We start from the raw sequence: 20,614 nt of genomic DNA, 5'->3' as shown, positions 1-20,614 counted from the left end.
GACTCCCTGCCGCGACCGCAACCAGCCATCCGAGACGAGGCAGCCAATCCCATGATCGACGCATTCGCCGGCGCCTATCCCTGGTTCAAGGCCCTGCATGTGATCTCGGTGATCGCCTGGATGGCCGGCATGTTCTATCTGCCGCGGCTGTTCGTCTATCACGCCGATGCCGCCCCGGGGTCCGAACTGTCCGAGCGCTTCAAGGTGATGGAGCGTCGATTGCTGAAGGCGATCATCAATCCGGCGATGATCGCCACCTGGCTGTTCGGCATTCTGATCCTGACCACCGGGGCGGTCTCGCTGTCCGAAGGCTGGCTGCATGCCAAGATCGCCCTGGTGCTGATCATGTCGGGCATGCATGGCGCCTTCAGCGCCTGGCGCCGGGCCTTTGCGGAAGATCGCAACCGCCATTCCGCGCGCTTCTATCGCTGGATGAACGAGGTGCCGACGGTGCTGATGATCGGCATCGTGATCCTGGTGATCGTGAAGCCCTTCTGATCGGGCCCGACCCTTCGGGCGGGCCGCATGACAGCCCCGCCGGTGGCCCGGATCGGGCCGCGCGGGCGGTGAAAACTGCCGCAGAGCTCCGAAATCGACCAAGGTCGCAACGTTTTCGCGCGTATCGGGTTTGACAGCGGCCATGTGACGCGCTAACTGATTAGGCATCGGCACGGTTGACGTGCCGGTGAAGCCGGTATCGTGACGTTCGTCCCATGCCTGCGGCATGCCGGGACGGAACGGACAGACGGACGTCGCCGGGCGACATGCTTCACCCGTCACCACCCGCGCCGCCGCATTGGCCGGGCGGTGGGCATTCAGGGATCGCAGTTGCGGGTACCGGTCCGGATCGCCAGGCTCTCTGCGCCGACGCGGTCTTTCAGTCCTCTCCTCGTCGATCGAACCCCTTCAGGACCACATCCGTTTCCGGAACCGAACCGGGCCGTTACCGGTTCGTGATCGACGTCGATGATCCTCGACGTCTCCGCTCACATGGTTTGTGTCCGGCCGGCGCCCTGCCGGCCCGTTCTGGATGACCGGACTGTCCGGGTGGTTCGGCCCGACCATTCGACACACACGCACGCAGCCTGTCTGCCGGGCTTGCGTAAAACAGGTTGAGCCAGGCGTCGCCCCGGCTTCGTCGTTGAACGGGATCCCGCCATTCCGGCGCCCCCCGTCCGTCGACCCCCGATCGGAAATCCATCGCATGAACCTTCAGGAACTGAAGACGAAAACCCCGGCGGAGCTGCTCCAGTACGCCGAGACCCTGGGCGTCGAGAACGCCGGCACGCTGCGCAAGCAGGATCTGCTGTTCGCGATCCTGAAGCAGTCTGCCGAACAGAACGTCGCCATCCATGGCGGCGGCGTGCTCGAAGTGCTCCAGGACGGTTTCGGCTTCCTGCGGGCGCCCGAGAGCAACTATCTGGCGGGGCCGGACGACATCTATGTCAGCCCCCAGCAGATCCGCCGTTTCGGCCTGAAGACCGGTGATACCGTCGATGGTCAGATCCGGGCCCCCAAAGAGGGCGAGCGCTATTTCGCGTTGCTCAAGATCAACAGCATCAATTTCGACGCGCCGGACAATGCCCGGCACAAGATCAATTTCGATGATCTGACGCCGCTTTATCCCAACAAACGGCTGAACCTGGAACTCTCGGACCCGTCGAAGAAGACCACCACCGCCAGCCGGGTGATCGACCTGGTGGCGCCCTTCGGCAAGGGCCAGCGCGCGCTGATCGTGGCGCCGCCGCGCACCGGCAAGACGGTGCTGCTTCAGAACATCGCCCATGCGATCGCCACCAACCACCCCGAGTGCTATCTGATCGTTCTGCTGATCGACGAGCGCCCGGAAGAGGTCACCGACATGATCCGCTCGGTGAAGGGGGAGGTGATCAGCTCCACCTTCGACGAGCCGGCCTCGCGTCATGTCCAGGTCGCCGAGATGGTGATCGAAAAGGCCAAGCGGCTGGTGGAGCACAAGCGCGACGTCGTGATCCTGCTCGACTCGGTCACCCGCCTGGCGCGCGCCTACAACACCGTGGTGCCGTCCTCCGGCAAGGTGCTGACCGGCGGTGTCGATGCCAATGCCCTGCAGCGCCCGAAGCGTTTCTTCGGTGCCGCCCGCAACATCGAAGAGGGCGGTTCGCTCACCATCATCGCCACCGCGCTGATCGACACCGGCTCGCGCATGGACGAGGTCATCTTCGAAGAATTCAAGGGCACCGGCAATTCCGAGCTGATCCTGGACCGCAAGCTGGCCGACAAGCGCACTTTCCCGGCGATCGATATCGGCAAGTCCGGTACCCGCAAGGAAGAGCTGCTGGTCGACCGCGGCACGCTGTCGAAGATGTGGGTGCTGCGCCGCGTGCTGATGCCCATGGGCACCATCGACGCCATGGACTTCCTGCTCGACAAGCTCAAGCACACCAAGAGCAATGCGGACTTCTTCGATTCCATGAACAGCTGACCGCCGCTGTTCCACGTGGAACGCCGTATGGAAAAGGCCGCCGCCCCGGGATGGGACGGCGGCCTTTCTCGTCTGTGTTCCACGTGGAACGATATGGTCGCCCGATCCCGGGGCGCTCAGGGCAGCAATACGGTGGCGCCGGTGGTGGCGCGGGCTTCCAGATCGCGATGGGCCTGGGCGGCTTCGGCCAGCGGATAGGTGCGGGCGGCACCGACCTTCACCTTGCCCGAGCCGACCACATCGAACAGATCCTTCGCCGTGGCGCGTAGCTCTTCCTTGGTCGAGGTGTAGTGGAAGAGGGAGGGGCGGGTGACATAAAGGCCGCCGCGCTGGTTCAGCACCACCAGATCCACCGGGCCGACCGGGCCCGAGGACTGGCCGAAGCTCACCATATAGCCGCGCGGCTGCAGGCAGTCGAGCGAGGCCATGAAGGTGTCCTTGCCGACCGAGTCATAGACCACCGGCACGCCCTTGCCGCCGGTCAGCTCCTTCACCCGCGCCACCAGGTCTTCCTCACGATAGAGGATCGGGTGGTCGCAGCCATGGGCGCGGGCCAGCTCGGCCTTTTCGGGCGAACCGACGGTGCCGATGACGGTGGCGCCCAGCGCCTTGGCCCACTGGCAGGCGATCAGGCCGACACCGCCGGCGGCGGCGTGGATCAGGATCGTCTGGCCGGCCTGGACCGGGAAGGTGCGGCGCAGCAGATACTGCGCGGTCATGCCCTTCAGCATCATCGAGGCGGCGGTCTGGTCGTCGATGGCATCGGGCACCGGCACCACCCGGTCGGCCGGCATCAGCCGCTCTTCCGAATAGCTGCCCATCGGGCCGCTGGCATAGGCGACCCGGTCGCCGGGCTTCAGATCGTCGACGCCGTCGCCCACCGCGACCACCACGCCGGCACCTTCCATGCCCAGGATCGCGGGCAGGGGGGCGGGGTAGAGACCGGTGCGGAAATAGACGTCGATGAAGTTCAGGCCGATTGCCGTGTGACGGATGCGGATCTGGCCAGGCCCGGGCCCACCGACCTCGACCTCGACAAACGCCATCACCTCGGGGCCGCCGGTCCGTTCGATCCGGATCGCCTTCACCATCGGGTATCTCCTCCATATGCGCACGTCTCTGGGGACGCAGGGGTGTTTCGGTTCCCGATGATCGGCGAGGCCGGGCGATCGTGCAATGCCCCTGCCGGATCCGCCGCCGGAACGGCCTGTTTCCGCCACGACAAAAGAAAGGGGGACAGCCCGTCAGGACCGTCCCCCTTTGTCTGCGTCATGCCGCCGTCTGTCAGGCGATCGTGCTCTTCAGGAAGGCGAGGGTGCGGTCATCGGCCTTCAGCGCCGCCTCCTGCACGAAATTGGCACCGCCCGGGCGGGCGAAGGCGTGGTTGCAGCCCTCATAGACATGCAGCTCCACCTTCGGGTTGTCGGCCAGCGCCGACTTGATCTTCTCCTGCGACTCCGGCGGCACGAAATCATCCTTGGCCGCCACATGCATCAGCAGCTTGCCGCCCATCGACGCCGCCTCGCCCAGATTGTCGTCCAGCGCCACGCCGTAATAGGCGACCGCCGCGTCGATATTGGTGCGGGCTGCGGTCAGGAAAGCCAGGCGGCCGCCCAGGCACCAGCCGATGGCGCCCACCTTGCCGGTGCTGCTCTGGCCGCGGATATAGTCCACCGTCGCGGCGATGTCTTCGACGCCCTTGTCCGCGTCGAAACCCTGGAACAGCTGGAAGGCCTTCTGCCAGTCGGCCTCGCTCTGATCGGTGATCATCACGCCCGGCTCCTGCCGCCAGAACAGGTCGGGGACGATGACGGTGAAGCCCTTGGCGGCGAAGCAGTCCGCCTGATAGCGCATCAGGTGATTGACGCCGAAAATCTCCTGAATCAGAACCAGCGCCGGGCCGCTGCCGCCCTGCGCCGTCGCCAGATATGCGTCAAACGTACCGCCGTCCCTGGCGGTGATCTGCACCATGCTGCCCACTGTTCGGCCCCTTTGCTTGTCTGGTCGGGATGCGGAATGAACGGCCCGGCGCCAGGTTTCCGTGGGGCAGCCCGCTTTCCGGTGTGCGGAACACGAGGCGTCACAGAAGCCGCGGCTGCCGTTCCGGCGTCCGGGCCCGCTCAAGGTGAAGCAGAAACCGTTTGGTGTCAACGCCACCCCGCGCAGAGAAACCTCCGATTGAATATCCACCCCCCACCACCCGGTGGCAGGGGATGACGATCGGGATCGGATTGGCGCCACAGGCCCCGCCCACGGCGCGGGCCACCGACCCCACCCGGCGGGCCATGTCGCCATAGGTTTCCGTCTCACCATATGGAATATCGAGCATCGCGGTCCAGACGGCGCGCCTGAATTCCGTGCCGGCGGGGTTGAGCGGCAGGTCGAAACGGTTGCGCGTGCCGGCGAAATACTGCCGGAGCTGGGTCTCGGTCTCGTCCAGAATCCGCGCGGCATCGGGCCCGGCCTTTGCCGCCTCTGCGGCCGATGCCGCATCGCTGGGGTCGATCCAGTCCAGCGCCAGCAGCGCCTCGCCGTCGGCGGCCAGGCGGATCGGCCCCAGCGGGGTGTCGGCCATCAGCCGCGTTGCGGCGGCGCGGGGGCCGGTCGTGCGCAGGATGGCGTCGCGGATGCGGGCACCCGGCTGGGTGGATGTCATGATCGGACAGGCTCCGGAGCAAGGGCGGCGGCCAGTGCCGCGGGGTCGTGCAGCGGCAGCCCGCAGCGCGGGCCTCGGCAATGATAGGCCGTGGGCCGGCCGTCTGCCATGCCCTTGCCATAGGCGGGATGGCCGGCGGGCAGGGGGGCGCCGGGCTCGATCCGGCGCAGATCGAGCAGGGGCCTGCCGCTGGCCGCCGCCGCCCTGAGCAGCGCGCGGGTCGCCTCGTCGCCGGCGGGGCCCACCACCACCACCTGGTCCGCGGTCTCGAGCAGCAGGGCCGCGACCATCAGCGATGCCACCCCGAAGGGGTTGCCGTCGACCTCGGCGCCGAAGGCCGCGATGGTCGCGCGGGCCGCCTCGGCATAGGCGGGGTTGCCGGTGGCGAGCGCCAGCCGGGCCAGGGCCTGCGCCATCAGCCCGTTGCCGGAGGGCTGGGCGGCATCGGTGCCGGGGCGGCTGCGCACCGGCAGCACCTCGGCATCGTCTGCCGTCATGTGCCAGCCCCCGCCCTCGGCCATGTGATGCCGCATCACTACCTCCGCCCAGCTTTCCGCCCGGGCCAGGCGTGCCGTACCGCCCTCGGCCTGGTCCAGCGCCAGTGCCGCCAGGATCATGGCGGCGTGATCGTCCAGCAGCCCCGGCCAGACCAGCCGGCCGTCCCGCGCCGCATGGCCCAGACGGCCGTTGCGGTCATGGCTCGCCAGCACCGCGTCGAAGGCCCGGGCGGCCCGGGCCACCTGGTCCGGCCGGTCGAAGATCATGCCGGCTTCGGCGAGGCCCGCGATCATCAGCCCGTTCCAGTCGGCCAGCACCTTGTCGTCGCGGCCCGGATGGCTGCGCGACCAGCGCCGCTCGTGCAGCCGTGCCGCCATCGCCTCAAGCCGCGCCTCGTCCTCTCCGCTCAGCGGGTCGGGATGGGCCAGCCGGTTGGGGATGGCGCGGCCCTCGAAATTCCCGCCCGGCCGGATGTCGTAGACCCGGCCGAAAAGGGCGGCATCGTCCGCGCCCAGAACCGCCGCGATCTCGTCGGCCGTCCAGAGGTAATAGAGGCCTTCTTCGCCCTCGCTGTCGGCATCCAGGCTGCTGGCGAAGGCGCCGTCACCTGTCTCCATCTCGCGCGCCAGCCAGGCCATGATCCCCTGGGCGGCCTCTGCGAAGACCGCGGCATGGGGCGCGCTGCCGGCCCGGGCCCAGGCGCGGGCGTAGAGCGGCAGCAGCTGGGCGTTGTCGATCAGCATCTTCTCGAAATGGGGGACCAGCCAGTCGGCATCGACCGAATAGCGGGCGAAGCCGCCGCCCAGATGGTCGTGAATGCCGCCCGCGGCCATGCGGCGCAGCGTCCGGTCCAGGGCCGCGCGGGCGGCCTCGGTCCCATTCTCTCGCCCGATAGCCGGGCCGCCCGGGCTCGCCAGCGCATCGAACAGGGCCAGCAGCGGCGCGTTGGGGAATTTGGGCGCACCGCGCACGCCGCCGCGCTCCATGTCGAACACCCCGGCGATCCGGGCGGCCGCGCCGGCCACGGTATCGGCCGATGGCACGGGCCCCGGACGGCGGGCCGCCAGCCGGCCCAGACGGGCACCGATCGCCGATGCGTTGTGGCGGACGTCTTCCGCCTGATCGTGATATATTGTCGCGATCTGCTCGAGCATGTCGCGGAAGGCGGGAAGTCCGTGGCGAGGTTCGGGCGGGAAATAGGTGCCGCCCCAGAAGGGCGCACCATCGGGCGTGAGGAACATGGTGAGTGGCCAGCCCCCCGGCTGGCCGAGAGCCTGAAGAGCGGCCATGTATACGTCGTCGACATCGGGTCGTTCTTCGCGATCGACCTTCACGTTGACGAACAGCCGGTTCATGACGGCGGCGGTCTCGGGGTTCTCGAAGCTCTCATGGGCCATCACATGGCACCAATGGCAGGCGGCGTAGCCGATCGACAGCAGGATCGGCCGGTTCTCCGCCCTGGCGCGCGCGAAGGCCTCCGGGCCCCAGGGCAGCCAGTTCACCGGATTGTCCTTATGCTGAAGGAGGTACGGGCTGACTTCCCTGTGGAGTGAGTTTCCGGACATCTTTTAAACCCGAGAGTGTGTTGGCGCTTGCAATCGGTGCGGGGATCGCGGACTGTCCAGGGTACGTGGCGTCAGTGGCGACCATCGGCAAGCGCAGACGAGCCAAAGCAAAGATCAGGGAATCTGCCCGATGAAGATCTCCATCGACCTCGATTGCACCCCCGAAGAGGCCCGCCGCGCCGTTGGCCTTCCGGATCTGACGCCGCTGCACAACATGTTCCTGACCGAGATGCAAAAGCAGATGGCTCAGGCCATGAAGACCATGGATGGCGACAACATCATCCGGAGCTGGATGCCGGGCGGGCAGGGCTGGGACCAGATGCAGAAATTCTGGTCGGGGCTCGCCACCGCTGGCACCACCGGGGGCGTGAAGAAGGACGGCTGAGGTGAGTGTGGTCCGCAACGACCCGCCGCTCTATTACGAGCGGCACATCTTCGTGTGCACCAACGAGCGGCCCGAGGGCCATCCGCGCGGCTGCTGCGAGGCCGGCGGGGCGACGAAGCTGCGCAATTACATGAAGGCCCGCGCCAAGGAGATGGGGCTCAAGGGCGTGCGGGTGAACAATTCCGGCTGTCTGGACCGCTGCGAACTGGGCCCGACGCTGGTGATCTATCCCGAAGGCGTCTGGTACGGCTATCGCAGCACCGACGATATCGACGAGATCCTGACCACCCATGTCGCCGAAGGCGGCCGGGTCGATCGGCTGATGCTGAAGCCGGGCGATGACGAGATCGCCAAGGCCGACATCGCCGAGCGGCGCGCCGCCGAAAAGGCCGCTCGCGCGGCGGCGAGTGGCGGCTGACGGTTCCGGCCGTTCGGCCTGCTGACCATACGGCCCGCTCCGACTGTTCGGGCTGCTGTTCATGCAGGGCCATCGGGCTATGATGGGCCGGCATCCCGAGGGACGGGATGCCGGCCTTTCTTGTCCTGCGCCTGCCTGATCGGACCCTGAATTCCCATGACGACATCGGCGACCTCGCGCCCCGGGACCATCTTCGCCCGGGCGACCCCGCCCGGCCGTGGTGCCGTGGCGATCATCCGCCTGTCCGGCCCCGACACCGATGCTGCCCTCGGGGCATTGACGCCCGGGTGCGCGCTGCCCGAACCCCGCCTGGCCAGCCTCCGCCGGATCGCCGATCCGGTCTCGGGCCGGGTGATCGACGAGGCGCTGGTGCTGCGCTTCCCCGCCCCGGCCAGCTATACCGGCGAGGACGCGGCCGAGCTGCAGCTGCATGGCGGCCCGGCGGTTGTGGCGGCGGGGATCGAGGTGCTGGGCCGTCTGCCCGGGCTCCGGCCGGCCGAGGCGGGAGAGTTCACCCGACGGGCGGTGCTGTCCGGCCGGATGGATCTGACCGCGGCCGAAGCCGTCGCCGATCTGATCGCCGCCGATACCGCCGGCCAGGCGGCGCAGGCCCTGGCCCAGCTGGGCGGCCGGCTGGGGCGGCAGGTGGAGGGGTGGCGCGTGCGTCTGATCCGCGCCGCCGCCATGATCGAGGCCGAGATCGATTTCCCCGACGAAGAGGTGCCCGACGGCATCGCCCTGACGGTGGCACCCGAGCTTGAGGCGATCGCGACCGAGTTTCGCGCCTGTCTGGCCGATGGCCGATCGGGGGAGCGGCTGCGCGAAGGCGTGGTCGTGGCCGTGGTCGGCCGCCCCAATGCCGGCAAGTCGAGCCTGGTGAATGCGCTGGCCGGCCGCGAGATCGCGATCGTGACCGATCGTCCGGGCACCACCCGCGATGCGATCGAGGTGGCGCTCGACCTCGACGGGGTGGCGCTGACCCTGATCGATACCGCCGGGCTGCGCGACACCGACGACCCGATCGAGCAGGAGGGGGTGCGTCGCGCCCGGGCCCGGGCGGCCGAGGCGGATCTGCGTCTGGTGGTGATCGATCCCGAGACCACCGACCCGGCCCAAGCGATGGCCGAAGCAGGGGTGCTGCCGGGCGACCCGATCGTCTTCACCCGCCGGGACCGTCTGGCGGGTGATGCCGCCGACCGGCTTCGGGCGGTGGTGGCCAGGGACCATCCGATGGTGCTGGTCTCCTGCGTCACCGGCGCCGGCATGGGCGATCTGGCCGCCACTCTGGCCGGGCTTGCCGCCGGGCTCACCGGCGGCGGGGAGGGGGCGATGATCACCCGGGCCCGCCACCGGGCGGCGCTCGATCAGGCGGCGATGGCGCTCGACGCCGCCGCGGCCGGGCTCACCCATCCGCTGCCGATGCTGGAGCTGGTGGCCGAAGACCTCCGCCGGGCCTGCGACGCGCTGGGCCGGATCACCGGCCGGATCGATGTCGAACACCTTCTGGATGCGATCTTCCGTGAGTTCTGCATCGGGAAATGATATCTGAAGGGCGAGCCCGCGCGGTATCCGCCCCTTCAGACCATGTCTGAACTGCCCCGGCTTTTCGTGTGTGGCACAGGGGGTTGGCGGCGGATGTTCCACGTGAAACGCGCGGCTCCGCCGGAGGGTCCCAGGCCCGCCCGCCATCATCCGCCCGCCCGCCATCACCAGCCCGCCCGCCATCATCCGACCACCTCACCCGACGACCAGACGAGACCATGATGCCCAGCGATCTGCCCCGTTCCACCCCGGCCACGCCAGAGGCCGTCGTCGATCCGTCGGCGGTCGATGTCATCGTCATCGGCGGCGGCCATGCCGGTGTGGAGGCGGCCGCCGCCGCGGCGCGGGTGGGCGCGCGGACTGTCCTCGTCACCCATGCCTTTGCGACCATCGGCGCCATGTCGTGCAATCCGGCGATCGGTGGCATCGGCAAGGGGACGCTGGTGCGAGAGGTCGATGCTCTCGACGGGCTGATGGCCCGGGCGATCGATCGGTCGGGTATCCAGTTCCGGGTGCTGAATGCCAGCCGCGGCCCTGCGGTCCACGGGCCGCGCGCCCAGGCCGACCGCCGGCTCTATGCCGCGGCGATGCAGGACCTCGTCGCCGGCACCGCCGGGCTCCGCATCGTCGAAGGCGCGGTCGATGATCTGATCGTGGCGGAAGAGGGCACGGGCCCGCGGGTCGCCGGGGTGGTGCTGGCCGATGGCCGCCGGATCCGGGCGGCTGCGGTGGTGCTGACCACCGGCACCTTCCTGCGCGGCATGATCCATATCGGCGATCAGCGCATCCCCGCCGGCCGGGTGGGGGAGGCGCCGGCCGTGGCGCTGGGGGCGCGTCTCGAAGCCCTGGGCCTGCCGATGGGTCGGCTGAAGACCGGTACGCCGCCCCGGCTCGACGGCCGGACCATCGATTGGGCTGCGCTGGCCGAGCAGCATGGCGACACGCCGCCCAAGCCGTTCTCGGTGCTGACCGACCGGATCACCGTGCCGCAGATCGCCTGCCATATCACCGCGACCACGCCGGCGGCCCATCAGGTGATCCGCGATCATCTGCACGAGAGCGCGGTCTATTCCGGCCGCATCGCCGGCCGCGGCCCCCGCTACTGCCCGTCGATCGAAGACAAGGTCGTGCGCTTCGCCGACCGCGACAGCCATCAGATCTTCCTGGAGCCCGAGGGGCTGGACGATCACACCGTCTATCCCAACGGCATCTCTACCAGCCTGTCGGCCGAGGCCCAGGCCCGGATGCTCCGCCATATCCCGGGGCTGGAGCGGGTGTCGATCATCCGTCCGGGCTATGCCATCGAATATGATTTCGTCGACCCGCGGTCGCTGCTGCCGACGCTGGAGAGCCGGGTGATGCCCGGGCTTTACATGGCCGGCCAGATCAACGGCACCACCGGCTATGAAGAGGCGGCGGCGCAGGGTGTGCTGGCCGGCGCCAATGCCGCGCTGGCGGCGGGCGAGGCGGGGGGCGATCGTCGCCAGGGCGCCCGGCTGCTGCCCGATCGCGGCCGCTCGCTCACCGGTGTGATGATCGACGACCTCACCACCCGTGGCGCCGACGAGCCCTATCGAATGTTCACCTCGCGCGCCGAATACCGGCTGCTGCTCAGGGCAGACAATGTCGATCTGCGGCTGACCGCCGAAGCGATGGCCCTGGGGCTGGTGGGGGCCGAACGCCGTGCCGCCCACGAGGCCAAGCTGGCCGCCCTCGACGAGGCCCGCAGGCTGGCCCGCAGCCTGACCCTCACCCCCGAACGGGCCCGCGGTCACGGCATCCCCGCCAACCGCGACGGCCGGCCGCGCACGCTGCACCAGCTGCTGGTGCATGCCGAGGCGACCCGTCCCGTGCTGACCGCGATCTGGCCCGAGCTGGCCCGGATCCGCGCCGACGTCTACGAGCAGATCGAGATCGAGGCCCGCTATGACGGCTATCTCGGCCGGCAGGAGGCGGATGTCTCGGCCTGGCGCCGGGAAGGCGGACTCGCCATTCCCGACGGGTTCGATTATGGCCGGGTCGGCGGCCTGTCGGCCGAGATGCAGGAAAAACTGAACCGCAGCCGGCCGGCGACCATCGCCGCCGCCCAGGCGATCCCCGGCGTGACCCCGGCGGCGCTCAGCCTGGTGATCGGCGCCATCCGGCGCGGCGCGGCACTGGCGGCGGAGTAGGGCAGATGGCACGCAGGCCCGATCCCCGCCGCTTCAGCTCCAGGCCGGCGGCTCAGCCGCGCACGGCCGGCCCCGCCGGCGCCGACCACGACATCATCCGGCCGCGGATCGATGCGCTGCTCGCCGGGGTTCCACGTGAAACTCTCGACCGGCTGGAGATTTACGCCGAAAGGCTCATCCGCTGGCAGGGGGCGATCAATCTGGTCGGCCCGGCGACCCTGCCCGAACTGTGGCGGCGGCACATGCTCGATTCGGCCCAGCTTCTGCCGCTGATCGGCCCGGCTGCCGGCCGGCGTCTGGTCGATCTGGGCTCCGGCGCCGGCTTTCCCGGGCTGGTGCTGGCGGCGCTGGCCGATCTGGATGTTCATCTGGTCGAAAGCGACACCCGCAAGGCGATCTTCCTGCGGGAGACGGCCCGGGCGATGGGCATCACCGTCACCGTCCATGCCGAACGGATCGAACGCCTGCAAGCCCTGGGCGCCGAGCTGGTCTCCGCCCGCGCGCTCGCCCCATTGGACAAGCTTCTTGAGATGGCCATTCCGCTTGCCCGCCCGGATGCCGTATTCTGGTTCCTGAAAGGCGCCCAGGCCGAGGCCGAGATTGCAGCCGCCCGCACCCGCTGGACAATGCAGGTGGTATGCCATAGAAGTATGACCGACGAGGGTGGCGTCATCCTTGAAGCGAAGGGGCTGTCTCGTGTCCAAGACCGTGACCAATCCCGCTGATGCGGCGCCTCAGGGCACCGGTCGCGTGCTGGCCATCGCAAACCAGAAGGGCGGCGTCGGTAAGACCACGACCGCGATCAACCTGGCGACCGCGCTGGCCGCGGCGCGCAAGCGGGTTCTGGTGATCGATCTCGATCCGCAGGGCAATGCGTCGACCGGGCTGGGCATCGGTGCCAGCCAGCGGAATCCGTCGAGCTATGATGTGCTGATGGGCGAGGCGAGCCTTGCCGAGGCGATCGTCGAAACCGATGTGCCCGGGCTGGCGGGGGTGCCGGCGGTGGTCGATCTGACCGGTGCCGAAATCGAGCTGATCGAGCGCCCGGCCCGCGAGCGCCGGCTGCGCATGGCGCTGGGTGCCGAGGGACTACCGCAGTACGACTACATCTTCATCGACTGCCCGCCCTCGCTCGGCATTCTGACCCTGAATTCCCTGGTCGCCGCCGATGCGGTGCTGGTGCCGCTGCAGTGTGAGTTCTTCGCCCTGGAGGGTGTCAGCCAGCTGGTGCGGACGGTCGACCGGGTGCGCCGCTCGCTCAACCCGCGGCTCGACATTCAGGGCGTGGTGCTGACCATGTTCGACAACCGCAACAACCTGTCCAACCAGGTCGCGGCGGATGTGCGCAACTTCTTCGGCGACAAGGTCTACAAGACCGTGATCCCGCGCAATGTCCGCGTGTCGGAAGCGCCCAGCCATGGCAAGCCGGTGCTGCTCTATGATCACCGCTGCGCCGGGGCCAAGGCCTATATCCATCTGGCAGGTGAGGTGCTGAAGCGCGAACGGGGGGTGGCCGCGTGAGTGCGGAAGAAACCGGCGGCCGCAAGCGCGGCCTGGCGCGTGGCCTGTCTGCGCTGCTCGGGGATACGGCGATCGAGGATGCGGCCCCTGCGACCGCAACGGCCGATGTCCGGATGATGCCGGTCGAGCGGCTGCGCCCCGGCCGCTATCAGCCCCGCCGGCATTTCGACGAAGAGGCCCTGTCGCAGCTGGCCGCCAGCCTGCGCGAACGTGGCGTGGTCCAGCCGATCCTGGTCCGGCCGCTCGATGACGGCGGTTTCGAGATCGTCGCCGGCGAGCGGCGCTGGCGGGCGGCGCAGCTTGCCCGGCTGCATGAGGTTCCGGTCATCGTCCGCCATATGGCGGATCATGACGCGCTGGAAATCGCCCTGGTCGAGAACATCCAGCGCCAGGATCTGACGCCGCTGGAAGAAGCCGACGGCTATCGCCGGCTGATGGGCGAGTTCTCCTACACCCAGGAGGAACTCGGCCGGGTGATCGGCAAGAGCCGCGCCCATGTCGCCAACATGCTCCGCCTGCTGAACCTGCCCGAGGCGGTCAAAGAGATGCTCGACGACGGCCGGCTGTCCATGGGGCATGCCCGGGCGATCGCGACCGCCGACGACCCCTCGGCCCTGGCGAAGCGGATCGTCGATCGCGGGTTGACGGTGCGCGAGGCCGAGACCCTCGCCCGGGGCGAGGCCGAGAAGCGGGCTCATCGGGAGGGCGCGCAGCGCAAGCCCGTGGGCGGCCGGCCGCGCCGTGCCGATGCCGCCGGCAGCTCGACCAAAGACAGCGACACGCTGCGCCTGGAAGAGGATCTGAGCGAGAGCCTGGGCCTGAAGGTGTCGATCAACCCCGTCTCGCCGACGGCGGGGTCGATGACCATTGCCTATGGCTCGCTCGAAGACCTCGACGACCTGCTGGCCCGGTTGGGCGGGCGCGGCTGACGCCCCGATCGCGGGCAGATTTCCGGTCAAAAATTATCGATCGTGGAGGCGGGTTTTCAGGCCTCAGCGGCGGCGTTTGCGCTGCCCGGCTTCGGCGGCAATACCCAGCAATGCCTGGCCGACCAGGGTCTCCTGGGGCAGTCCCTGCTTGGCCCGCGCCTCGGCATCGGCCAGCCGGCCCAGGGCCCGGGCAAGGGCCGCGGTGGGCCACACCGCCAGGGCGGCCCTGAAACTGCCGGTCTGCTTGAAGAACACCGGGGGCTTCAGCGATTTCATCGCCATCTCCGGATCCGCACCGGCATCGATCTCGGCGCGGGCCTGAAGCAGCCGGCCGAAATGGCGGGAAACGGCGCGCAGCAGGGCAATGGCGGAGGTGCCTTCGGCAAAGGCGCGGTCGAGCGCCTGGTCCAGCGCCGCGGCATCGCCGCCGGCCGCCGCCAGCGCCACATCGTCCAGCGCCACGGTCCGGGCATCGCCGATCACCGCTTCGACATCTTCAAGCGTGACCCGGCCGCGGCCATGGGCGTAGAGGGCCAGCTTGTCCAGCTCCATCCGGGTCATCGCCCGGTCGGCGCCCAGAGAGCCGGCCAGCGCCATCAGCGCATCGGCATCGGCCTGGAGCCCCGCTTCCGACAGGTGGTTGCGGATCACCTCGGCCAGATCACGGCCTTCATCGGCATAGCAGGCGATGGCGGCCGCATTGGCGGCGGTTTCGAACAGCTTGCGAAGCTTGGATCCCGGTCCCAGCTCGCCGCCATCGACCACGATCAGCGCATCGCCGGCCGGATCGTCCAGAAAACCGGCCAGCGCCGGCGCCTGGGCATCGCCGATATCCCTGAGGCGGACCACCCGCCGGCCGCCGCCGAAGGCGATGGCGGCCGCTTCGTCCGCCAGCCGGGCCGGATCATCCGACAGGGTCTTGCCGTCGAGGGTGGCGATCCGGAACGGATCGGTGGGGTCCGGCACGACCGCACGCACCAGCCGGTCGGCCCGTTCCTTCACCAGCCCGCGATCGGGACCATAGACCAGAACCGCCCGCCAGGCGGCATCGGGCCGGCCGCTTTTGGTTTCCGCATCACGGGGGGCGACCTTCACCATCCGCTCGCCGCCGCCCTAAACCTCGCCATGCTGGTCGAAATAGATCGACAGCCGGGTGTGGACCTCGCGCGCGGCTTCCTTCAGCGCACGTTCGATCGCATCCTGCCGCGATACCAGCGTCGCATAGGGGGCAGAGATCTGGTCATAGCCGTTGATCTGGGTGACCGTGCCGTCGGCCAGCAGCCTGTCGGCGTTGTTCTCGCCCGCATGGGGCGCCATCAGGCGATAGCTCACCACGATCCGCACATTATAGCGGCTGGCGGTGGCGTCTTCGTTGATGGCAAGCCCGGTCTCGGTGATCCTGATCGAACTGTCGAGCCGGTAGCGCCCGGGATGACCGCGGCCCTCCCCGGCAAGCAGGCGTTCCAGGCTGTTCCGGTAGATCTGGCCAGCCCGGTCGGGCACCGGTCCGACCGCCACCGCGGCCAGCTGTTCGGTGACCGCGGGGCGGTTGGCGGCGGTGTCGCCATAGAGCGGCCGGAAGCCGCAGGCCGACAGCGTCAGCGCCGCCGCGGCCATGGCCGCCGCCAGCACCAGCCGCCGGCTGCGGCGGCTGGCGGGCCCGGTCGGGCTGATGCGATCAGCCGATGAGGTTGAGAATGCGGTTCGGGACATAGATCACCTTCCGCGGGGTGCGGCCGTCGAGAGCGGTCTTGACCTTGTGGTCGGCGAGGGCACGTTCCACAGCCGCATCCTGATCCAGATCCGGCGCGACATCCAGCTTGCTGCGCACCTTGCCGTTGACCTGCACCGGCAGGGTGATGGTGTTCACCGTCACCAGCGTCGGGTCGAAATCGGGCCAGGGCTGTTCGGCCAGCAAGCCGTCATGGCCGGCCATCCGCCACAGCTCTTCGCCCAGATGCGGGGTCATCGGCCCGATCAGCCGGATGACGGCATCCACCGCCTCGCGGGCGACGGCGGCATCGGCGGGCGAGGCCGGGGTGAAGTCGAACAGCGCGTTCGAAAGCTCGCGCAGCCGCGCCACACCCTTGTTGAAGTGGAAGCGCTCCAGATCCTCCGACAGGTCGCGGATCGTCCGGTGCAGCTTGCGGCGGATCTCCAGCGCCGCGCCCTCGGCCGCCGCCAGGTCGGCGCCGATATCGGTGCCGGGGGCGGGCAGGGCGGCGGTCCATTCATCCACCAGCCGGTACAGCCGGGCCAGATAGCGGTGCGCGCCTTCGGCGCCCGCATCGGTCCATTCCAGGTCGCGTTCCGGCGGGCTGTCGGACAGCATGAACAGCCGCGCGGTATCGGCGCCATAGGCCTCGATGATCGCCATCGGGTCCACGACGTTGCGCTTGGACTTGCTCATCTTCTCGATGCGGCCGCGGGTAACCGGTCGGCCGGTTTCCACATGGACCAGCTGGCCGTCGGCGTCTTTGGTCACCTCTTCGGGGAAGACCCAGCGGCCCTGATCGTCCTTGTAGGTCTCGTGCACCACCATGCCCTGGGTCAGCAGCCCGGCGAAGGGCTCCTTCACGTCCAGCAGTCCCACCTCGCGCATGGCGCGGGTGAAGAAGCGGGAATAGAGCAGGTGCAGCACGGCATGTTCGATGCCGCCGATATACTGGTCCACCGGCATCCACTTATCGGCCGCTTCGCGCGGGAAGGGCCGGTCGGTGGTCAGGCCGGTATAGCGGGCGAAATACCAGCTGCTCTCGAAGAAGGTATCGAAGGTGTCGGTCTCGCGCCGGGCGGGCTTGCCGCAGCTCGGGCAATCGACATGCGCCCAGCTGGGGTGGCGGTCCAGCGGGTTGCCCTGGCCGTCGAACACCACATCCTCGGGCAGGGTGACCGGCAGCTGGTCTTCCGGCACCGGCACCACGCCGCAATCCGGGCAGTGGATCACCGGGATCGGGCAGCCCCAATAGCGCTGGCGCGACACGCCCCAGTCGCGCAGGCGGAAAGTGGTTTCACCCTTGCCGATGCCGATCTTCTCAAGCTCTTCGATCGCGCGGCGCTTGGCATCCGCGACCGACAGCCCGTCCAGGAACCCCGAATTGACGATCACGCCGTCGCCGGTCAGCGCTTCGCTGCCGATCTCCAGCGGGGACGCGTCCTCCAGGCCCGCGGGCCGGACCACCGGCTTCACCGGCAGGTCGTATTTGCGGGCGAAATCCAGGTCGCGCTGGTCGTGGGCCGGGCAGCCGAAGATCGCGCCCGAGCCGTATTCCATCAGCACGAAATTCGCCACATAGACCGGCAGCTTCAGCCCCGGCACGAAGGGATGTTCGGCATCGACCGGCAGCCGGTAGCCCTTCTTTTCGGCCTTCTCCAGCACCTCTTCGCTGGTGCCGGTGCGGTTGCACTCTTCGATGAAGGCGGCAAGCTCGGGGGCGGATGCCGCCAGCGCCTCGGCCAGCGGGTGGTTGGGGGCGATGCCGCAGAAGGCGGCGCCGAACAGCGTATCGGGGCGGGTGGTGAAGACCTCCAGCCCGTCCAGCCCCTCGGGCGCGCCCTCAAGGCGGAAGCTCAGCCGGGCACCTTCGGAACGGCCGATCCAGCGCTCCTGCATGGTCTTCACCCGGTCGGGCCAGCGGTCCAGCGTCGACAGGCTGTCCAGCAGATCGTCGCCGAAGGCGGTGATCTTCAGGAACCACTGCGACAGCTTGCGCCGTTCCACCAGGGCGCCCGAGCGCCAGCCGCGGCCCTCGATCACCTGTTCATTGGCCAGCACCGTCTGGTCGACGGGGTCCCAGTTGACCCAGCTTTCCTTGCGATAGGCGAGACCGGCTTCCAGGAACTTCAGGAACATGCGCTGCTCGTGGACGTAATAATCCGGCGCGCAGGTGAAGATCTCCCGGTTCCAGTCATAGGACAGGCCCATCGACTTCAACTGACCACGCATGGCCGCGATGTTGTCGTAGGTCCATTTGCCCGGATGGATGCCGCGCTCGATGGCGGCATTCTCGGCCGGCATGCCGAAGGCGTCCCAGCCCATCGGATGCAGCACGTTATACCCCTTGGCGCGGCGGTAGCGTGCCGTCACGTCCCCCAGCGTATAGACGCGGACATGGCCGATATGGATGCGGCCGGAGGGGTAGGGGAACATCTCGAGCACATAGTATTTCGGCTTCGACGACGCTTCATCGGTCGTGAAGGTGCCGTTCTCGTCCCACACCTGCTGCCACTTGGGCTCGATCGCCTTGGGGTTGTAGCGGGCCATTTTTCCGGTACGAAGTGCGGGTGACCGCAACCGGCACCGCCCCCTTGTCGAAAGGGGCATGCCGCTGCCGGTCACCCGGTTGGAGAGGATGGCGGCGGGGGCCTCCCTGCCGCCAGGCTTGGGAGGCGCCGTCAGCTCGCCGAGCTTGAAACGCGCAGCTGGCGGGCGCGGGTGAGGATGGCGTCCTCGATGCGCGTCGCGACCGCGGGCTCGACGGGCTGGTCGACCCAGGTGCCGGTCTCGTCGCGGCGCTGCTTGAAGGCGGCCACGCGGATGCCGTCGGCCCGGAGCTGGCGGTCGAGGATATAGACGGTGAGCTTCATCCGCTCACCCGGCGTCTCGGGGGCGCTGTACCAGTCGGTGATCAGCACGCCGCCGAAGGGGTCGGCGGAGGCCAGCGGCATGAAGCTGATGGTGTCGAGCGAGGCCCGCCACAGGAAGCTGTTCACGCCGATCGGCGAGGCGCCGCCGGTGCCGTCGCGGCTCTTCTCATTGTCGAAGATGTTGAGACCGCCGTCGCCGAAGATGGTCTGGCGCTGGGTCTCGTAGGTGCCGCCGGTTCCGCCGGGGATCGAGCGCGGATAGCTGGCTTCGGTCTCCACGCCGCTGCAGCCCGCGAGCAGCGCGAGCGCGCCTGCGAGCGTCGCGTACCGCAACAGATCCTTGCCCGTGACTGCCATGGCCGTTCCAAACCTCTCTGGCTATTGTCCGACGTGGTCCCGCCGGCGTTGTCTCTGGTCCCGACAGGGCGTCGCCGAAATCTGTCCGAGAGAGGCATTTGCGCTCCGTCGGATGCTTCGGTCGGCTGAACTATATGGCAAGCCGCTTCCTGCCTCAACCGAAGCCGATAGCAGGCCGTCCGCGGCACCGGGCAGCCCCGGTAACCGGATCAGGGGGCCGTGACGCCGCCGTGTCATCCCTGTTGCAATCCTGCTACATTGTGACGGAAATCACTGACGCGTCGTATTGCGCCGCGTTGACGGCGCGTGCGCTGCGGAAGAACATGAACTTGCCGCATGGGCGAATTCCCCGCACGCCCGGCGTCCGGATGGCGGCCAAGACCGCCGACCGTGAAGAGCTTCCGGCCAGCATCAGGCCAATCACGACCAGGCCGGAACCCGAAGCGGGCCGGCCGACCAGACTTGTATCCCGGACGTCCCGGCACCCGGCCGGACTGAAAATTTCTGAACGTTCTCACCAGGGGACCCGACCCGATGAAGAAGATCCTGCTCGGCAGCACTGCCATCGTCGCCGCTGCCGCCGCTTTCGCCGCTCCCGCTTCGGCGGCCGAGAACATCAAGCTCGGCCTCGGCGGCTATTATCAGAGCGCCTTCGTCCTGATCGACGAGGATGTGGCAGATACCCGCACCGACAGCATCAAGCAGGAAGGCGAGATCTACTTCCTGGGTGAGACCACGCTCGACAACGGTGTCACCGTCGGCGTGAACGTGCAGCTCGAGGCCTATACCACTGCCAGCGCGAGCGGTCCCGGCGACCAGATCGACGAGCATTTCGTCTATTTCGAAGGCGGCTTCGGTCGGGTGCAGCTGGGTGCCGCCGACTCGGCCGCCTATCTGATGCACTATTCGGCCCCGACCGCCATTGCCGGCCATGGCGTCGACAGCCCGAACTTCTTCCACGCCTCGCAGCCGGGCACCAATGTGCTGGCGTCGAACTACACCTTCCTGAACACCACCGGCGACGCCAACAAGCTGACCTACTTCACCCCACGCTTCTCGGGCTTTCAGCTGGGTCTGTCGTATACGCCCAGCCTCGCGGGCGGTACGGGCGGCTCGTCGAATTCCTATGGCAACCTGCCGAACAACAATGGCGGTGTTGATCCCGCTGATCCTTCCCGTCAAGAGAAGATCGTGGAAATCGGTGCCAACTACGTGAACAGCTTCGGTGGCGTCGACGTGGCCATCGCGGTTGGCTATCTCACGGGGCAGCAGGAAGCGGACCGGGCAGGCTCCGATGATCAGGAAGCCTTCACCGTGGGCGCGCAGCTGGGCTATGCCGGCTTCACCTTCGGCGGTGGCTACCAGAAGAACAATATGGGCCTGCAGCTCGATGAGGACATGGAGCAGTGGAATGTGGGCCTGACCTAGGGCGTAGACTCATAAGCTCAGGCACCAGATCCTCGCGGCCACGAGCTTGACGGCGGCGAGATAGTTCTCCGGTCGCTTGTCGTAGCGAGTGGC

The 20,614-nt window shown here is 68.4% G+C and carries 18 protein-coding genes and 1 pseudogene; 10 read left to right on the top strand and 9 right to left on the bottom strand.

Features of this window, described 5'->3' with window-relative positions; all coding sequences use genetic code 11:
• The first annotated feature begins 51 nt into the window (after nucleotides 1–51).
• Nucleotides 52–498: a protoporphyrinogen oxidase HemJ gene (hemJ, locus tag CMO28_RS08970; protein ID WP_014746922.1), complete on the top strand. Its 447-nt coding sequence runs from the start codon at nucleotides 52–54 to the stop codon at nucleotides 496–498.
• Nucleotides 499–1,204: 706 nt separating this feature from the next.
• Nucleotides 1,205–2,464 (top strand): transcription termination factor Rho, encoded by a 1,260-nt coding sequence (gene rho / locus CMO28_RS08965; RefSeq protein ID WP_014746923.1) that lies wholly within the window; start codon nucleotides 1,205–1,207, stop codon nucleotides 2,462–2,464.
• Nucleotides 2,465–2,580: 116 nt separating this feature from the next.
• Here the strand turns inward: rho and CMO28_RS08960 are convergent, their stop codons facing one another.
• The 4 genes from CMO28_RS08960 to CMO28_RS08945 all read right to left on the bottom strand — a co-directional run bounded on the left by CMO28_RS08960 (nucleotide 2,581) and on the right by CMO28_RS08945 (nucleotide 7,183).
• Nucleotides 2,581–3,555 carry a quinone oxidoreductase family protein gene (locus CMO28_RS08960; protein WP_296712727.1) on the bottom strand — a complete coding sequence of 325 codons (975 nt, stop codon included), beginning with the start codon at nucleotides 3,553–3,555 and terminating at the stop codon, nucleotides 2,581–2,583.
• 193 nt (nucleotides 3,556–3,748) lie between these two features.
• The gene (locus tag CMO28_RS08955) at nucleotides 3,749–4,435 is read right to left on the bottom strand and encodes a dienelactone hydrolase family protein (RefSeq protein ID WP_323755078.1); all 687 of its coding nucleotides are present in this window, start codon (nucleotides 4,433–4,435) and stop codon (nucleotides 3,749–3,751) included.
• 109 nt (nucleotides 4,436–4,544) lie between these two features.
• Nucleotides 4,545–5,120: a methylated-DNA--[protein]-cysteine S-methyltransferase gene (locus CMO28_RS08950; protein ID WP_296712720.1), complete on the bottom strand. Its 576-nt coding sequence runs from the start codon at nucleotides 5,118–5,120 to the stop codon at nucleotides 4,545–4,547.
• Nucleotides 5,117–7,183: a thioredoxin domain-containing protein gene (locus CMO28_RS08945; RefSeq protein ID WP_296712719.1), complete on the bottom strand. Its 2,067-nt coding sequence runs from the start codon at nucleotides 7,181–7,183 to the stop codon at nucleotides 5,117–5,119. Before CMO28_RS08945 ends, CMO28_RS08950 begins: the two co-directional genes overlap by 4 nt.
• 130 nt (nucleotides 7,184–7,313) lie before the next feature.
• Here CMO28_RS08945 and CMO28_RS08940 point away from each other — a divergent pair, with 130 nt between their 5' ends.
• From CMO28_RS08940 to CMO28_RS08910, 7 genes are all read left to right on the top strand, one after another.
• Nucleotides 7,314–7,568, top strand: coding sequence for a DUF6489 family protein (locus CMO28_RS08940; protein ID WP_014746928.1), 255 nt, complete (start codon nucleotides 7,314–7,316; stop codon nucleotides 7,566–7,568).
• Nucleotides 7,569–7,575: 7 nt separating this feature from the next.
• The gene (locus CMO28_RS08935) at nucleotides 7,576–7,986 is read left to right on the top strand and encodes a (2Fe-2S) ferredoxin domain-containing protein (protein ID WP_014746929.1); all 411 of its coding nucleotides are present in this window, start codon (nucleotides 7,576–7,578) and stop codon (nucleotides 7,984–7,986) included.
• Between the two features lie 156 nt (nucleotides 7,987–8,142).
• Nucleotides 8,143–9,528: a tRNA uridine-5-carboxymethylaminomethyl(34) synthesis GTPase MnmE gene (mnmE, locus tag CMO28_RS08930; protein WP_296712714.1), complete on the top strand. Its 1,386-nt coding sequence runs from the start codon at nucleotides 8,143–8,145 to the stop codon at nucleotides 9,526–9,528.
• Nucleotides 9,529–9,749: 221 nt separating this feature from the next.
• Nucleotides 9,750–11,699, top strand: a complete 1,950-nt coding sequence (mnmG, locus tag CMO28_RS08925) for a tRNA uridine-5-carboxymethylaminomethyl(34) synthesis enzyme MnmG (RefSeq protein WP_296713132.1) — start codon at nucleotides 9,750–9,752, stop codon at nucleotides 11,697–11,699.
• A 5-nt stretch (nucleotides 11,700–11,704) separates the two neighbouring features.
• Entirely contained in the window at nucleotides 11,705–12,424 is a 720-nt protein-coding gene (gene rsmG / locus CMO28_RS08920; RefSeq protein WP_296712711.1) for a 16S rRNA (guanine(527)-N(7))-methyltransferase RsmG, read from the top strand.
• On the top strand, nucleotides 12,396–13,220 hold the full coding sequence (locus CMO28_RS08915) for a ParA family protein (RefSeq protein ID WP_296712708.1): 825 nt from the start codon (nucleotides 12,396–12,398) through the stop codon (nucleotides 13,218–13,220). Before rsmG ends, CMO28_RS08915 begins: the two co-directional genes overlap by 29 nt.
• Complete coding sequence (locus CMO28_RS08910; RefSeq protein ID WP_296712705.1) at nucleotides 13,217–14,149, top strand: ParB/RepB/Spo0J family partition protein; 933 nt, start codon at nucleotides 13,217–13,219, stop codon at nucleotides 14,147–14,149. Before CMO28_RS08915 ends, CMO28_RS08910 begins: the two co-directional genes overlap by 4 nt.
• A 63-nt stretch (nucleotides 14,150–14,212) precedes the next feature.
• Here CMO28_RS08910 and holA read toward each other — a convergent pair whose 3' ends face one another.
• The 4 genes from holA to CMO28_RS08890 all read right to left on the bottom strand — a co-directional run bounded on the left by holA (nucleotide 14,213) and on the right by CMO28_RS08890 (nucleotide 19,093).
• Nucleotides 14,213–15,247: a DNA polymerase III subunit delta gene (holA, locus tag CMO28_RS08905; RefSeq protein ID WP_296712703.1), complete on the bottom strand. Its 1,035-nt coding sequence runs from the start codon at nucleotides 15,245–15,247 to the stop codon at nucleotides 14,213–14,215.
• Between the two features lie 15 nt (nucleotides 15,248–15,262).
• The gene (gene lptE, locus CMO28_RS08900; protein ID WP_296712700.1) at nucleotides 15,263–15,862 is read right to left on the bottom strand and encodes an LPS assembly lipoprotein LptE; all 600 of its coding nucleotides are present in this window, start codon (nucleotides 15,860–15,862) and stop codon (nucleotides 15,263–15,265) included.
• Complete coding sequence (leuS, locus tag CMO28_RS08895; protein ID WP_296712698.1) at nucleotides 15,828–18,413, bottom strand: leucine--tRNA ligase; 2,586 nt, start codon at nucleotides 18,411–18,413, stop codon at nucleotides 15,828–15,830. The genes lptE and leuS overlap by 35 nt, the downstream gene beginning before the upstream one ends.
• A gap of 131 nt (nucleotides 18,414–18,544) precedes the next feature.
• On the bottom strand, nucleotides 18,545–19,093 hold the full coding sequence (locus CMO28_RS08890) for a DUF3576 domain-containing protein (RefSeq protein ID WP_296712695.1): 549 nt from the start codon (nucleotides 19,091–19,093) through the stop codon (nucleotides 18,545–18,547).
• Nucleotides 19,094–19,627: 534 nt separating this feature from the next.
• Between CMO28_RS08890 and CMO28_RS08885 the strand changes: the two genes are divergently transcribed.
• Nucleotides 19,628–20,521: a porin gene (locus CMO28_RS08885; protein ID WP_296712692.1), complete on the top strand. Its 894-nt coding sequence runs from the start codon at nucleotides 19,628–19,630 to the stop codon at nucleotides 20,519–20,521.
• Between the two features lie 9 nt (nucleotides 20,522–20,530).
• On the opposite strand, the pseudogene CMO28_RS08880 reads toward CMO28_RS08885, so the two are convergent.
• Nucleotides 20,531–20,614, bottom strand: a pseudogene (locus tag CMO28_RS08880) (IS5/IS1182 family transposase); the annotation flags it as partial.

It is taken from the genome of Tistrella sp. (genome assembly GCF_002684955.1).
GTDB classification, from domain to species: domain Bacteria; phylum Pseudomonadota; class Alphaproteobacteria; order Tistrellales; family Tistrellaceae; genus Tistrella; species Tistrella mobilis.
Note: the sequence above shows the minus strand (reverse complement) of the source record. Positions and strands in the feature narration are given on the sequence as shown.

Coding starts and splice junctions, on each gene's coding strand:
- hemJ (WP_014746922.1), top strand. CDS start 52: ATGATCGACGCATTCGCCGGCGCCTATCCCTGGTTCAAGGCCCTGCAT.
- rho (WP_014746923.1), top strand. CDS start 1,205: ATGAACCTTCAGGAACTGAAGACGAAAACCCCGGCGGAGCTGCTCCAG.
- CMO28_RS08960 (WP_296712727.1), bottom strand. CDS start 3,555: ATGGTGAAGGCGATCCGGATCGAACGGACCGGCGGCCCCGAGGTGATG.
- CMO28_RS08955 (WP_323755078.1), bottom strand. CDS start 4,435: ATGGTGCAGATCACCGCCAGGGACGGCGGTACGTTTGACGCATATCTG.
- CMO28_RS08950 (WP_296712720.1), bottom strand. CDS start 5,120: ATGACATCCACCCAGCCGGGTGCCCGCATCCGCGACGCCATCCTGCGC.
- CMO28_RS08945 (WP_296712719.1), bottom strand. CDS start 7,183: ATGTCCGGAAACTCACTCCACAGGGAAGTCAGCCCGTACCTCCTTCAG.
- CMO28_RS08940 (WP_014746928.1), top strand. CDS start 7,314: ATGAAGATCTCCATCGACCTCGATTGCACCCCCGAAGAGGCCCGCCGC.
- mnmE (WP_296712714.1), top strand. CDS start 8,143: ATGACGACATCGGCGACCTCGCGCCCCGGGACCATCTTCGCCCGGGCG.
- mnmG (WP_296713132.1), top strand. CDS start 9,750: ATGCCCAGCGATCTGCCCCGTTCCACCCCGGCCACGCCAGAGGCCGTC.
- rsmG (WP_296712711.1), top strand. CDS start 11,705: ATGGCACGCAGGCCCGATCCCCGCCGCTTCAGCTCCAGGCCGGCGGCT.
- holA (WP_296712703.1), bottom strand. CDS start 15,247: ATGGTGAAGGTCGCCCCCCGTGATGCGGAAACCAAAAGCGGCCGGCCC.
- lptE (WP_296712700.1), bottom strand. CDS start 15,862: ATGTCCCGAACCGCATTCTCAACCTCATCGGCTGATCGCATCAGCCCG.
- leuS (WP_296712698.1), bottom strand. CDS start 18,413: ATGGCCCGCTACAACCCCAAGGCGATCGAGCCCAAGTGGCAGCAGGTG.
- CMO28_RS08890 (WP_296712695.1), bottom strand. CDS start 19,093: ATGGCAGTCACGGGCAAGGATCTGTTGCGGTACGCGACGCTCGCAGGC.
- CMO28_RS08885 (WP_296712692.1), top strand. CDS start 19,628: ATGAAGAAGATCCTGCTCGGCAGCACTGCCATCGTCGCCGCTGCCGCC.